This is a genomic window from Novosphingobium sp. FKTRR1, from assembly GCF_020404405.1.
GTDB lineage: Bacteria > Pseudomonadota > Alphaproteobacteria > Sphingomonadales > Sphingomonadaceae > Novosphingobium.
The window spans coordinates 50463-63213 of the sequence record NZ_JAIZDA010000023.1 but is presented as its reverse complement, the minus strand read 5'-3'; the positions used below and the strand labels follow the sequence as shown (position 1 = coordinate 63213).

Genomic DNA, 12751 nt, shown 5'->3' with positions numbered 1-12751 from the left:
ACCTCAAACTGCGCGCCATCACCTCGGAATGCTGCGCGGATAATTCTCGGAACGCTGCGCGCCATCACCTCGGAATCCCGCGCGCCATCAAATCGGAACACCGCGCGCGATCACCTCGGAATCCGCACTTAATGACTGGCATCCCGAAAAGCGCGCCAAGTTCACGCAGGATCAGTTGATGACGTGGCTCGACTGGATGCGCCGCAGTGGGTTCGTGCCGAACGGGGCAGCGCCGAGAACTGACCATCAGGGGAACTTGTTCGCATGACCCGCGCCACCGGCCGCAGCCTCGAACTCTATTACATCGACGGTCGCCCCGACGGGATGCTGACGGCCGAGATGTTCAACTGGACGGGGCACGTGCTGATGACCCCACGCACCCAGATTGCCACCGCGCTGGCCCGGCCAGAGGCAAGCTATGCCGGCATCTACCTCTTGTTGGGCGAAAATGACGATGGACCGCTGGCCTATATCGGCGAGGGCGAGGACATCTCTGCCCGCATCCGCAGCCACGATGTGAAGAAGGACTGGTGGAACAGCGCCATCCTGATCACGGCAGCGGCCAACAAGCTGAACAAGGCCCATGTGCGCTATCTGGAAGCGCGCCTGATCGCCGAGGCCAAAAGCATCGGCCGCATGCCGCTGGAAAACGGCGTGGCCCCCAGCCTGCCGGGCCTGAGCGAAGCCGATCAGGGCAAGATGGAGGCTTTCCTCGAAAACCTGCTGGTGGTCCTGCCAGCCGTGCGGGTGGACATGTTCATCCAGCGGGCGCGATCTGCGCCCAAACCAGCCGTGGCGGCGCCCGTGATGCCTGCAGCAGAGTCTGAGGTTCGGTTTGTGCTTGAGGCGAAGCGGGCAGGATTGGTAGCCCATGCCACGTTGCAAGGGGGGGAATTCATTGTCGAAAAGGGATCGATGGCCCGCCTGAATTGGGAAGGCGCGTGGGTTACCGGCTATGCCCAGTTGCACGCTGAGTTGAAACGAGGCGGGGTGATAGAGGAAGCAGATGGGCGTTGCATCTTCGCCCAGAGTTATGCCTTTCAAAGCCCGAGCGCAGCCGCAGCGGTCATCTTGGGGCGGCAGGCCAATGGCACCACCGAATGGAAGCATGAGGCCAGCGGTGTGACTTATCGCGATTGGGAGGCCAACCGCATCGAAGCGGCGCAGGTCATGGAGCCTGCCTGATGCCGGTCTATGAACTCGTCGATGGGCGGCTGGCTGCCGCCAACCAAACCTTGTTTCAGGTTGAAGGGCTCAAGGAACGGCAGGACATCCAGCGCATGCTGCGCGAGCAGATCGCAGTGTTGGGTGATGACTTGTTCGTGCTCGCTGAGGAATATGGCGGCTGGGTGGACAGCAATCGCCGCATTGACCTCTTGTGTCTCGACAGCGACGCCAATCTGGTGGTGGTGGAATTGAAGCGCGACGATGCAGGCCATATGGAACTGCAGGCCTTGCGCTATGCCGCGATGGTGGCGCGCATGACCTTTGCCGAGGCTATCGACGCCCATGCCGAGTTCCGCCGCCGCAATGGTCTGGACGCAGAAGGCGCCGAGGCGGCCATCCTCGCTTTCCTGCGATGGGATGAGGCGACAGAGGAAGGCTTCGCCCAATCAGTGCGGATCGCGCTGGCCTCCGCCGATTTCGGCAAGGAATTGACCACCGCCGTCTTGTGGCTGCGTGATCAGGGGATCGACATCACCTGCATCCGTCTCAGCCCTTGCAAACTGTCGGATGGGCGATTGCTGCTTGATGTGCAACAAATCATCCCACTGCCTGAGGCGTCAACATTCCAGACACAGATCGGGCTGAAGCGGCAGGCCGAGCGCAAGGATCTGAGCGAGCGCCATGAGCGTCGGCAAGCTTTCTGGGTTGGATTGATCGCGCATCCCGATGCCGGCAGATACAAGGGCAAGTCTGCTCCTGTCGGCGGCTGGATTGCAGGCAAAACCGCGTATCGCGGCATCAGTGTCAATCTGGCGATCCGCAAGGCTGATTGCCAGGCAGAGGTCTACATCGACAAGGGTCGGGATGCCGAGGCAGAAAACAATGCCATCTTTGATCGGCTATTTGGCCATCGGAACGAAATTGAGGCACGGTTCGGTGCATCGCTGTTGTGGCAGCGGCTTAACGATGCCCGCGCCTGTCGGATTGCGGCGCCGTGTGAGGGTGGTTGGTTGGCACCCGAAAGCCAATGGCCTGCAATGCAACAAACCCTTTTGGCGACCGCACAGCGCCTGCACGACGCAGTCATCCCTTTCCTCGAAGCCCAGAGTTGAACGGTAATCGGCCATGAGCCTGCACAAGGAAATCAGCTTCGAGGACGAGATCTGCGATGATCTTGAGGCAGCTGGCTGGCTTTATGAGGCCGGGTCGGCAGCATGCTATGACCGGGGGCGGGCGCTTTACCCTGAAGACTTGCAACTGTGGCTGGAAGCCAGCCAGCCTGCGGTGTGGCAGGCGCTGACCAAGGCGCATGGCCCGGCCGCCATCGAAGTGCTAGCCGACCGCATCCGCAAATCGCTGAACGATCGCGGCACGCTGGATGTGCTGCGCTATGGCGTGGAGCTGATCGGGGTGCGCGGGCTGGTCAGTCTGGCCCAGTTCGCCCCGGCATCGGGCCTGAACCCCGATATCGTGGCGCGCTATCAGGCCAACCGGCTGCGCGTAGTCCGTCAGGTCCGCTATTCGAAGGCGAACGAGAACTGCATCGATCTGGTGCTGTTCCTCAACGGACTGCCAGTGGCGACGGTGGAACTGAAGACCGACTTCACCCAGTCGATCGCCGATGCCATTGACCAGTACAAGCTGGACCGCAATCCCAAGGGCGAACCGCTGCTCACGTTCCACACCGGCGCGCTGGTGCACTTTGCCGTCAGCAACCACGATGTGATGATGACCACGCGACTGGCGGGCGGTGCCACCCGCTTTTTGCCATTCAACCGGGGCAACAACGGCGGGGCGGGCAATCCGGCCGATGGGGCAGGGCATCCCACCGCCTATCTGTGGCGCGAAGTGTGGCAGCGCGACAGCTGGCTGGAAATTCTGGGCCGCTACATGATCGGCCAGCGGGACAAGAAGAAGCAGGTCAGCGCGCTGATCTTCCCCCGCTATCACCAGCTTGATGCCACGCGCCGCCTGCGTGCGGCTGTGCGCGCCGAAGGGGCTGGCGGGCGCTTTCTGATCCAGCACAGCGCCGGATCGGGCAAGACCAACTCCATCGCCTAGACCGCGCACTTTCTGGCCGATCTGCACGACGATGCCGACGCCAAGATCTTTTCCAGCGTGATCGTGGTGTCTGACCGCAACGTCATCGACGCGCAGTTGCAGGACGCCCTGTTCGCCTTCGAACGCACCAAGGGCGTGGTCGCGACCATCACCACCGATAGCGGCAGCAAAAGCACCGCGCTGGCCGATGCGCTGGATGCGGGCAAGAAGGTGATCGTCTGCACCATGCAGACCTTTCCCTTTGCGCTGGAGGCCGTGCGCGAACGCGCCGCCACGCAGGGCAAGCGCTTTGCCGTGATCGCAGACGAGGCGCACAGCAGCCAGGCCGGCGAAACCGCAGCCAAGCTGAAGGCGGTGCTCAGCCCGGAAGAACTCGCTGAACTTGGCGACGGCGGCGAATATGGCATCGAGGACCAGCTTGCCGCGACGATGACCGCGCGCGCGGCCAAGGACGGGGTCACCTACGTGGCCTTCACTGCCACGCCCAAGACCAAGACGGTCGAACTGTTCGGCCGCCGTCCTCGTCCTGATGAACCGGCGGGCGAGACCAACAAACCCGCGCCCTTCCACGTCTATTCGATGCGGCAGGCGATCGAGGAGGGCTTCATCCTCGACGTGCTGAGGAACTACACCCCCTACAAGCTGGCATTCAGGTTGGCCAATGGCGGCGAAGAGTTCGACGAGCGCGAGGTCGAGAAAAGCGCGGCGATGAAGGGCATCATGCGCTGGGTGCGCCTGCATCCCTACAACATTGCGCAAAAGGTGCAGATCGTGGTCGAGCACTTCCGCGAGAACGTTGCGCCGTTACTGGAGGGCAAGGCCAAGGCGATGGTCGTGCTGGCCAGCCGACTGGAGGCGGTGCGCTGGCAACTGGCGATCGACCGCTACATCAAGTCGCAAGGCTATCGCATGTGCACGCTGGTGGCGTTCTCGGGCGACATCGCCGACCCCGAGGGGGAAGGGGAGCCGCTGACGGAAACCAGCGCCCGGCTTAATCCAACGCTCAAAGGTCGCGATATCCGCGAGGCTTTCACCGACGACGATGCCAAGATCCTGCTGGTGGCCAACAAGTTCCAGACAGGGTTCGATCAGCCGTTGCTCTGCGGCATGTATGTCGATCGGCGGCTGGCGGGCATTCAGGCGGTGCAGACGCTTTCGCGCCTGAACCGTGCGCATCCGGGCAAGGACACGACGTATGTCCTCGACTTCGTAAACAGCTCGGAAGAGGTGCTCCAAGCCTTCCGCACCTATTATGAGACCGCCAAAATCAGCGCTGAGACCAACCCCGACCTGATCTTTGACTTGCGTGCCAAGCTGGACGCATCCGGCCACTACGACACGTTCGAGGTGGAACGGCTGGTGAAGGTGGAGCTTGATCCCCACGCCACGCAAGGCCAACTGATCAGCGCGCTGGAGCCAGTCGCCCAGCGGTTGCTGGTGCTCTACAAACAGGCCTATGCCCGGATGCTCGAAGCGCAGGCGCGCAACGACAAGACCGCCACCGACGATGCGCGCGACGAGGTCAACGCGCTGCTGCTGTTCAAGGGCGACATGCAGGCTTTCGTGCGCATGTACACGTTCCTGTCGCAAATCTTCGACTATGGCAGCACCGATATCGAGAAGCGCTTCCTGTTCTACAAGCGCCTGATCCCGTTGCTGGAGTTCGGCCGCGAGCGCGACGGGGTGGACCTGTCGGGTGTGCGCCTGACTCACCACACGCTCAAGGACGAGGGCAAGCGCACGCTCGATGTGGGGGGTGATCGACCGGCACTGCCGCCGATCGGCGGCGTGGGCACCGGCAGCGTGCAGGACAAGCAAAAGGCTTTGCTGGCCGAGATCATTGCCAAGGTGAACGACCTTTTCGAGGGCGAGCTGACCGACGACGACCAGCTGATCTACGTAAACAACGTCCTCAAGGGGAAGCTGCTCGAGTCCGAGACGCTGCGCGTGCAGGCGCGCAACAATTCCAAGGCGCAATTCGGCACCTCACCGAACCTCGACAACGAACTGGTCAATGCGATCATGGATGCGCTCGTCGCGCATGAGAAGATGAGCAGTCAGGCCCTCAACAGTGCCAAGGTCCGTCAGGGCTTGAAGGACATCCTTCTGGGCCCGGGACAGCTCTATGAAGCGCTTAGGGATAAAAATCCGTCCTGAACCATACGAGCAATCCGGGCGTTTCGGTTCTCAGTGCCTGCGATGATTCGCGCGCAAGGTTGATGATGGCTGATGACAAAGCACCCGAAAAGCCGAGCGATTTTTTTCCATCTGATGCCTATCTGATGCCTGAGACGAAAACGGCCTCCCAAAGGAGGCCTGATCGATCTGCTAAGTTATTGAAAAAACTGGTGCGCTTTTGGGGATGAACCTGCCGCTAACCTCGTCACACGCGAATGGCGGGTTCGCCCCAAACCTCGTCATTCAGATGGCTGTCCCGCGAATTGTCCACGAGCGGTTTGACGCGCTGCCTGGAATAGGCTTCGAACTCCGTCCGCGTCTGGCCTCCCAACAAATCAACGTCGCGCTCATAATCCCAGATCGCGGCGGATCCTGCTGCGCTCCCGGCGTCCACGCGATTTTCACGATAGCGGACTAACCCCTGCACGGCGCGCGGCAATGTCGGCTTCAACATCCTCGTTCGACATGCCAAGTCCATCGGACACAGAGGCGCGGGCGGCCTCGACTTTGCCCTGCACAAAGGCGTCATGCCCGCGCTGTTCGCGCTGTTGACGGACGAATTCGCGCATGAATGTGCGCACTATCTGGCTGGCAGGGCGATGGCTAGCCTTGGCCTCGGCCATGAATTCTGCCCGCAGATCGGGTTCAAGCTTCATAGTGAACACGGCAGCTTTCAAAGCAAAGCTCTCCAACAGGTACTGACGTTGTATATATCCGAGCGTACCCTCTCGCGACCGGAACGCAAACCTGGCATTGGCTGAGACGGCTGCACACAAAGCTGTGCCCCGCTTTACTTCGGCTCGTTCGCCGTTTCCCGCTGATAGGCCTCCACCTTCTTGCGAGCCGCGACACCTGCGCCTATCCCGCTACCCATCACCTGGCCAACCTCGGTCAGCATAGCTTTCAGGGACAGGTCGGGGGTGGGTTCGCCGATGAGGGCGCGGTGGTGGAGTAGGGCGTCCTCTACCTGAGAGATGAGGACGTCCAGCAGAGGGGTGAGGGTTGGGGCGAGGTGGTAGGCTTCCTCTACCTTGCGTAGCAGTACGTCGATCGGGGCGGTGTCGATGCTCTCGGGCAGGGCCAGCATGACCACTGCCGGTATGCGCTTCTTTGCCAATTTGTCGCGAACCCGCTTGATTGTGGACTCTCGACTATGGCCAGGACGCGTCGCGCCTGCGGCATTCGCCATCCGTTGCTGACGACCGTGGGATTTGAGGTCGGCATCATTGCGCCATTCCTCGGCTTCTGCTTCGAGAAGCGGGCGGGCCAGTGTCAGGTCGTCGATTTCGGGGCGACCGGTCTTGGCGGGCAAGCTACTAGCTACCGCGTCTCTTACTACGTTGGCGCCGAAGGTCTTGGCCAACGCTTTGATGGCCTTGACCAGTTTCGGTGGGTGTTTGGGCTGCATTGCCATGGTGGGTTAACCGGCCAGCTTCGTATCGGCGCTAACCTCAGACGTGGCCTTGTGGAAAGGCAGGATGACCGCACCTGCCTTCAACTTGTCGAGGTAGTCGCTCCACCATTGCGCCATCTGGACACGCTCTTCCCAGTGCTGGCCACGGGCATAGGTGCCGCGCACCGCGTTGCTGTGGCCATGCGCTAGGGCGCGCTCGATCGCATCAATTTGCCACAAGCCGCTTTCATTGAGCAGGGTGGAAGCCGTGGCGCGCAATCCGTGCGAGGTGATCTCGTCAGCGCCGAACCCCATGCGGCGGAACGCTGGGTTGAGTGCGTTCTCTGACATGGGACGCAAATGGGTGCGCTGGCCGGGGAACATGTGGCCATCAGACCCGGTGTGCCGTTCCAGTTCGCGCAACAAGGCAATGACCTGTCGCGACAGCGGCACGGTGTGCGGGCGGCGCAGCTTGGTCCGTTCGGCGGGAATGGTCCAGGTTGCCATGTCCCAGTCGACCTCCTCCCATTTGCCGTGCCGCATTTCGCCGGGGCGCAGGAAGATGTGAGGCAGCAGTCGCATGGCGATCTGCACGATCGGGCCGCCGGTGTAGCTTTCAACCGCACGCAGGAACGCCCCCAGCAGGCCGGGGTCGGTAATGGCGGCGTGGTGCTTTACCGCCGGTACGGTCAAGGCGTCGCTCAGCAAGGCGGCGGGGTCGTTCTTGCACAGTGTGGTCGCCACGCCGTGACGGAACACCCGGCTGGCAAAGGCGCGGGCGCGGCGTGCCGAATAATGGGTGCCGCGTGCCTCGATCTGCTTGAGCACCAGCAGCAGTTCGCCCGGTTCGATGTCAGCGATCGGCCTGTTGCCCAATGCCGGTTTGAACTGCGCAAGGTACCAACGGGCCTTTTTGATTGTCGGCGCGGCCTTCTTGGTACCTTCCATCCGCACCTTGATGAAGTCCTCGCCCACGCTCTGGAAGGTGTTGCCCCCGCTGACCTTCGCAGCGATCTTGTCCATCTTGCGCAGATGTAGAGGATCGCTGCCGTCTTGGGCCGTTTTGCGGGCCGCGTCGCGGCGTTCGCGTGCCTCGGCGAGCGACACATCGGGCCATGCGCCAAGTCCGATTCGCTTCTCGGCGCCCTGATGGCGGTATTTGAAAAACCACAGCTTGGACCCGTTTGGGCGGACCTCAAGATAGAGGCCCTTTTCATCGGTTTTGCGGTAGGTCTTTTTGAGGAGAGGAAAAGCCTTAACTTCCATGGCCTTGAGGGGAATTTGGGGGCACCTTGCTGATCGCTGGGCGACCAGTGCCCCCATCAGTGCCCCCAAATCATACGGATTGTGGGGACACGATCTGAGACATCGAGCGCCATGTGGACATAGCAAGCCCTAGCAAATCCTAGGCTTTTTGGAATGTGTGGGAATTTCCTGATACAAGGAAATGGTGCCGCTTAGGTGATTCGAACACCTGACCCCATCATTACGAATGATGTGCTCTACCGACTGAGCTAAAGCGGCGTGTTGCCGAGGCAGGGGTGGCCTCTAGCGGCGGGGCGGGGGGTTGGCAATCCCATATTGCCGGGTTCGATCCAAGTTTACGGGCTTCGGCTCCACATCTCGGTTGCGGGGGGGGGGGGTGGGGGGTGTGGTGGGCGGGCCGGCCTCTGTCCCCCGCCCCCCGGCCCCCCCCCCCACGACACTGCTTATTGAGCCGGGTCGCGGACCTTGAACGGGTCGGTCGGCGTTGGCTGGGTGGGCAGCACGGCGCGCGGCAGTTCCTTGTCGCTGTTGGCAGCCTGCCACAGCATCCCGGCCATGATCACCGCCGCCTGACGCATGTCATCGGCGCGCATGTGGTCGAGAGTGTCGAGATTGCTGTGGTGGACGCGCGTCTCATAATCGAGCGGATCCTGGATGAACTGGTAGCCGGGCAGGCCGATGGCTTGCAGGAACACGTGGTCGGTGCCGCCGGTCTTGCTGGCCACCAGCTTGTTGGCGCCCAGCATGGCAAACGGCGCGAGCCATTCGCCCAGCAGCTTGCCCGCGCCAAGGTTGCCTTCGGTATAAATGCCGCGGAACCGGCCCGAACCGTTGTCCATGTTGAAGTAGGCCTTCAACTGGTTGTATTCGGGCTTGGGTGCGATCGGGAAGGCGTTGCGCCATGCCGCATACGCGTCGATGCCCTTGAGCGCAGGGTCGATCGGGCGGCTGGCAAGGTGTTGTTCGATATAGGCGCGGCTACCCAGCAGGCCCTGTTCCTCGCCGCTCCACAGCGCGAAACGGATGGTGCGCTTCGGCTTGATCCCCAGCTTTGCCAGCAGGCGCGCGGCCTCGATCACGGTGACGCTGCCTGCGCCGTTGTCGTTGGCACCGTCGCCCGCGATCCAGCTGTCGAAGTGCGCCCCGGCCATCACGTAGCCGGCGCCCGGATCGCTGCCGGGGATCTCGGCAATGACGTTTTCGGCGCGCAAGTTGGTGCTGTCGAACCGGGCGGCGATGGAGATCGCCAATTCGGGCGCAGCGCCCGTCCTGGCCAGCCGGACAAGCCGCCGGTAATCTTCCTGCGCGAGTTCGACGGCGGGCACCGCAAGCGTCTGCCCCGGTTGGAAATCATAGCCTTCGCCGTGGATCAGCTTGCCGTCGCGGTAGCTGATCTTGACCAGCGCCAGCGCGCCTTCGGCCTTGAGGAAGGCGGCCAGCTTGCGCTGGAAGCTGCGATTGCGCACCATCAAACCCGGCGCTTCGGGATCGAATGCGGGTTTGGTATAGCTGTCGAGCTCGGCGATCTGGGCATCGCTATAGCGTTCGAATACGCCGTCCTTGCTCTCGCTGGTCTGGCCGGGGAGCGAGACGAGCACGATCTTGCCCGCCAGCTTGCCCTTCCATTCGGCGAAGTGTTCCTCGCGGCTCATCGGTGCGATCACCACCTGCCCGCGCAACTCGCTCGCGGTCGGCGGCGACCATGCGACCGGGATCGCGGTAAGCGCCAGCGGACGCGGCGCGGTCATCGTCACCGCATAGCCATCGAGGTTCCAGCCGAGCCCGAAATCGAACGGTTCGGCGTGGACGTTGACCAGGCCCTGCTTGCGCAACTGCTCCATCGCCCAGCTTTCCGCCTTGCGGTGGTTTTCCGAATTGGTGAGGCGCGGCCCGATGCGATCCATCAGCGCCGAGGCGGTGGTCATCGCCTCGCTGCGGTTCATGCCTTCATCGATGATCCGGGCGATGGCGACGTCGGTCGAGCCGGTGGCTGCGGGCGGGGCGGCGAGCGCAGGTGCAGCGGCAAGCAGGGGAATGGCGGCAAACAGGCAGGTTGAAAGACGCAAGGCAGCGCGAGGCGCAGGTTTGAACGGCATGAAGGGAAGGCTCCTGAAACGAATGCGGTCACAGTTGCAACGGAATGGCCGCTTGCCAAGAGCCTATCTGCGCCTTGTTGGACCGATGTCAGGCCGTTCCCGGGTCAGGTCAGCAGACTGGCCAGTTCCGCCAAACGTTGTGGCTGCACTCCGCGGGTCTGCAACTGGCTGATCAGCACGGTGCCCGGCTGATGGCCGGCGCGGGTGGCACACACGAAGCGGCGGATCGCTTCCAGCCGGGGATTGGCAAGCGCAAGCGGGCGATCGCGCGGCTCGCCGAACAGCCACAGCAGTGTGCGCGCCGAGCGGCTCAATTCGTGGCGCGGCGCAGCCGGTTCGCGGCAATCGCAGGAGCGCGCGTCGTCGGCGCTGATCCGGGCGGCAACGTGATCAAGCGCGGAAAGGTCGGAGAAGGGGGTGGGCGTGGTCATGGCATACCTCTGATGGTTTCAGGCCCCGGCCAGTGCGGTGGCGACATTGCTTCCGGCGACCAGCGTGTTGTGCACCGGGCAGCGGTTGGCGATGCCCAGCAAGGCTTCGCGGGTGGCTTGATCGAGCGTCGGGGACAGCGTGACCGTGCGTTCGAAGCGGTCGGCCGGTGAAAGCGCGGGATCGCGGTGATGGGTGACATGGGTGCTGACCTCACCGATGTCCCACCCCTTGCGATTGGCATAGAACCGCAACGTCATGGTGGTGCAGGTGGCCAGCGCAGCGCACAGCAGGTCATAGGGGTTGGGGCCGGTGTCGAGCCCGCCCAGCGCAAGCGGTTCATCGGCGATCAGCGGGGTACCCGCGATGTCGAGCGCGCTTTGGAACAGGCCTTCGCCAGTGGTGGTGGCGGTGGCGTTAGGGGTGTGCTGGCTGGCCATGGCGGGCGCTTTCCTACTTGAGCTTCACGCCCGGCACGTCGGCGGGCAGGGGGATGAATTCGGACTCGGCGGGAACGTGGGGGAAGCGGTCGGCCCGCCAGTCGTCCTTGGCCTGTTCGATGCGGTCGGCACGGCTGGAAACGAAGTTCCAGTAGATCAGGCGCTTTTCGGGCAGCGGTTCGCCGCCAACCAGCATCAGGCGGGTGGCCTCGTCGCTGGTCAGCACGATTTGCGCGCCCGGCTTGAGCACGACCAGTTGCGACGGACCGAAGGCGCCCTCCTGCCCGACCACCCGCAAGCTGCCGGAAACGACATAGACCGCGCGCTCCACGTGCTCTGCGGCAAAGGCGTAACGCGCGCCCGGTGCGAGCACGAGGTCGCCGTAGATCATGTCCGAGAACGTCTGCACCGGCGAAGTCAGGCCGTCGGCGCTGCCCGCGATCAGCGTCAGTCGCACGCCGGCATCTTCGGCCACGGGGATGGCGTCGGCCTTGTAATGGCTGAACGAGGGGGCGGTTTCCTCGTGCGCGGTAGGCAGCGCCACCCAGGTCTGCAGCCCCGCCAGCCGGTCGCCGATGCCGCGCCTTGCGGTGGGCGTCCGTTCGGAATGGACGATGCCTTCGCCAGCGGTCATCCAGTTGACCTCACCCGGCAGGATCGACTGCACGCTGCCGAGCGAATCGCGGTGCATGATCTCGCCTTCGAGCAGATAAGTCACCGTGGCGAGGCCGATGTGCGGGTGCGGCCGTACGTCGAGCGCCTGATCGCCGGTGAAAGCGGCGGGGCCCATCTGGTCGAAGAAGATGAACGGGCCGACCATCCGGCGCTGCGCGCTGGGCAGGGCGCGGCGGACGGAGAAGCCATCGCCCAGATCGCGCACCGGGGGCAGGATGACGGATTCGACAGGCGTTTCGGCAGATGACTGGGTCATGGCATGGTCCTTTTCAGGAAAGCCGGAGCGGGTGGCCGGATCGACTCGCCCGCCCCGGCAAAGTATCACAGCGTATCGACGAGAACGATTTCGGCGTCTTCCAGCGCGGTTACCGTGATGGTGTCCACATCGGCAATGGCCAGTCCGTCGCGGGCATTGGCGACAACGCCGTTGACCTCGATCCGGCCGGTAGCGGGCACGAGGTAGCCCTTGCGTTCGGCGCCCAGCTGGTAGTCGACGCTTTCGCCGGCGCGGATCGTTCCGCCGACCAGCCGTGCCTCGGTGCGGATCGGCAGCGCGTCCTTGTCCTCGGCATAGCCGCTGGCAAGCACGACGAGCTGGCCCGAACGGTCACCCTTGGGAAACTGCTTGGCGCCCCAGCTTGGCTGCTCGCCGGTGCGGCTCGGCACGATCCAGATCTGGAACAGCGTGGTCGTCTCGTCCTCAAGATTGTATTCGGCGTGGGTCACGCCGGTGCCCGCGCTCATCACCTGTACGTCGCCCGCTTCGGTGCGGCCCTGATTGCCAAGGCTGTCGCGGTGCGTGATCGCGCCGGTGCGGACATACGTGATGATTTCCATGTCGCGGTGCGGGTGCGGCGGAAACCCGTTCTTGGCGGCGATGGTATCATCGTTCCACACGCGCAGGTTGCCCCAGTGCATGCGGGCCGGGTCGTAGTAGTCGGCGAAAGAGAAGTGGTGCGCGGCGTCAAGCCAGCCGTGGTTGGCGCGGCCGATACCGGCAAAGGGGCGAAGTTCGATCATGGCGATTTCTCCGGGGGGATCAGGCG

At 63.3% G+C, this 12751-nt stretch carries 13 protein-coding genes and 1 tRNA gene; 5 read left to right on the top strand and 9 right to left on the bottom strand.

Annotated features, from left to right (window positions below):
* The first annotated feature begins 264 nt into the window (after window positions 1-264).
* The 5 genes from LDN95_RS17750 (at window position 265) to LDN95_RS17730 (ending at window position 5594) form a co-directional block, all read left to right on the top strand.
* Window positions 265-1185, top strand: a complete 921-nt coding sequence (locus tag LDN95_RS17750) for a GIY-YIG nuclease family protein (protein WP_226018899.1) — start codon at window positions 265-267, stop codon at window positions 1183-1185.
* Complete coding sequence (locus tag LDN95_RS17745; protein WP_226018898.1) at window positions 1185-2279, top strand: DUF4268 domain-containing protein; 1095 nt, start codon at window positions 1185-1187, stop codon at window positions 2277-2279. The genes LDN95_RS17750 and LDN95_RS17745 overlap by 1 nt, the downstream gene beginning before the upstream one ends.
* 13 nt (window positions 2280-2292) lie before the next feature.
* The gene (locus tag LDN95_RS17740; RefSeq protein ID WP_226018897.1) at window positions 2293-3228 is read left to right on the top strand and encodes a type I restriction endonuclease; all 936 of its coding nucleotides are present in this window, start codon (window positions 2293-2295) and stop codon (window positions 3226-3228) included.
* Window positions 3229-3240: 12 nt separating this feature from the next.
* Window positions 3241-5385, top strand: a complete 2145-nt coding sequence (locus LDN95_RS17735) for a DEAD/DEAH box helicase family protein (protein ID WP_370631712.1) — start codon at window positions 3241-3243, stop codon at window positions 5383-5385.
* A 65-nt stretch (window positions 5386-5450) separates the two neighbouring features.
* Window positions 5451-5594 carry a hypothetical protein gene (locus tag LDN95_RS17730; protein WP_226018895.1) on the top strand — a complete coding sequence of 48 codons (144 nt, stop codon included), beginning with the start codon at window positions 5451-5453 and terminating at the stop codon, window positions 5592-5594.
* A 213-nt stretch (window positions 5595-5807) separates the two neighbouring features.
* Here LDN95_RS17730 and LDN95_RS17725 read toward each other — a convergent pair whose 3' ends face one another.
* The 9 genes from LDN95_RS17725 to LDN95_RS17685 all read right to left on the bottom strand — a co-directional run bounded on the left by LDN95_RS17725 (window position 5808) and on the right by LDN95_RS17685 (window position 12725).
* Window positions 5808-6062 (bottom strand): antitoxin of toxin-antitoxin stability system, encoded by a 255-nt coding sequence (locus LDN95_RS17725; protein ID WP_226018894.1) that lies wholly within the window; start codon window positions 6060-6062, stop codon window positions 5808-5810.
* A gap of 134 nt (window positions 6063-6196) precedes the next feature.
* A complete protein-coding gene (locus LDN95_RS17720) occupies window positions 6197-6820 on the bottom strand; it encodes a hypothetical protein (RefSeq protein WP_226018893.1) in 624 nt (207 codons plus the stop codon).
* Between the two features lie 6 nt (window positions 6821-6826).
* A complete protein-coding gene (locus LDN95_RS17715; protein WP_226018892.1) occupies window positions 6827-8065 on the bottom strand; it encodes an integrase arm-type DNA-binding domain-containing protein in 1239 nt (412 codons plus the stop codon).
* 182 nt (window positions 8066-8247) lie between these two features.
* Window positions 8248-8323 (bottom strand) — tRNA-Thr (locus LDN95_RS17710).
* A gap of 185 nt (window positions 8324-8508) precedes the next feature.
* Window positions 8509-10161 (bottom strand): M20/M25/M40 family metallo-hydrolase, encoded by a 1653-nt coding sequence (locus tag LDN95_RS17705; protein WP_226018891.1) that lies wholly within the window; start codon window positions 10159-10161, stop codon window positions 8509-8511.
* Window positions 10162-10265: 104 nt separating this feature from the next.
* Window positions 10266-10592, bottom strand: a complete 327-nt coding sequence (locus LDN95_RS17700) for a hypothetical protein (RefSeq protein WP_226018890.1) — start codon at window positions 10590-10592, stop codon at window positions 10266-10268.
* Between the two features lie 18 nt (window positions 10593-10610).
* Window positions 10611-11030: an OsmC family protein gene (locus LDN95_RS17695; RefSeq protein ID WP_226018889.1), complete on the bottom strand. Its 420-nt coding sequence runs from the start codon at window positions 11028-11030 to the stop codon at window positions 10611-10613.
* A 13-nt stretch (window positions 11031-11043) separates the two neighbouring features.
* Window positions 11044-11961, bottom strand: a complete 918-nt coding sequence (locus LDN95_RS17690; protein ID WP_226018888.1) for a pirin family protein — start codon at window positions 11959-11961, stop codon at window positions 11044-11046.
* Window positions 11962-12026: 65 nt separating this feature from the next.
* On the bottom strand, window positions 12027-12725 hold the full coding sequence (locus LDN95_RS17685) for a pirin family protein (RefSeq protein WP_226018887.1): 699 nt from the start codon (window positions 12723-12725) through the stop codon (window positions 12027-12029).
* Window positions 12726-12751 lie beyond the last annotated feature (26 nt).

What these genes read in the sequence shown, in the direction of transcription:
- LDN95_RS17725 (WP_226018894.1), bottom strand. Translation starts at nt 6,062, where the DNA reads ATGAAGCTTGAACCCGATCTGCGGGCAGAATTCATGGCCGAGGCCAAG.
- LDN95_RS17730 (WP_226018895.1), top strand. Translation starts at nt 5,451, where the DNA reads ATGGCTGATGACAAAGCACCCGAAAAGCCGAGCGATTTTTTTCCATCT.
- LDN95_RS17695 (WP_226018889.1), bottom strand. Translation starts at nt 11,030, where the DNA reads ATGGCCAGCCAGCACACCCCTAACGCCACCGCCACCACCACTGGCGAA.
- LDN95_RS17705 (WP_226018891.1), bottom strand. Translation starts at nt 10,161, where the DNA reads ATGCCGTTCAAACCTGCGCCTCGCGCTGCCTTGCGTCTTTCAACCTGC.
- LDN95_RS17715 (WP_226018892.1), bottom strand. Translation starts at nt 8,065, where the DNA reads ATGGAAGTTAAGGCTTTTCCTCTCCTCAAAAAGACCTACCGCAAAACC.
- LDN95_RS17740 (WP_226018897.1), top strand. Translation starts at nt 2,293, where the DNA reads ATGAGCCTGCACAAGGAAATCAGCTTCGAGGACGAGATCTGCGATGAT.
- LDN95_RS17750 (WP_226018899.1), top strand. Translation starts at nt 265, where the DNA reads ATGACCCGCGCCACCGGCCGCAGCCTCGAACTCTATTACATCGACGGT.
- LDN95_RS17685 (WP_226018887.1), bottom strand. Translation starts at nt 12,725, where the DNA reads ATGATCGAACTTCGCCCCTTTGCCGGTATCGGCCGCGCCAACCACGGC.
- LDN95_RS17745 (WP_226018898.1), top strand. Translation starts at nt 1,185, where the DNA reads ATGCCGGTCTATGAACTCGTCGATGGGCGGCTGGCTGCCGCCAACCAA.
- LDN95_RS17720 (WP_226018893.1), bottom strand. Translation starts at nt 6,820, where the DNA reads ATGGCAATGCAGCCCAAACACCCACCGAAACTGGTCAAGGCCATCAAA.
- LDN95_RS17700 (WP_226018890.1), bottom strand. Translation starts at nt 10,592, where the DNA reads ATGACCACGCCCACCCCCTTCTCCGACCTTTCCGCGCTTGATCACGTT.
- LDN95_RS17690 (WP_226018888.1), bottom strand. Translation starts at nt 11,961, where the DNA reads ATGACCCAGTCATCTGCCGAAACGCCTGTCGAATCCGTCATCCTGCCC.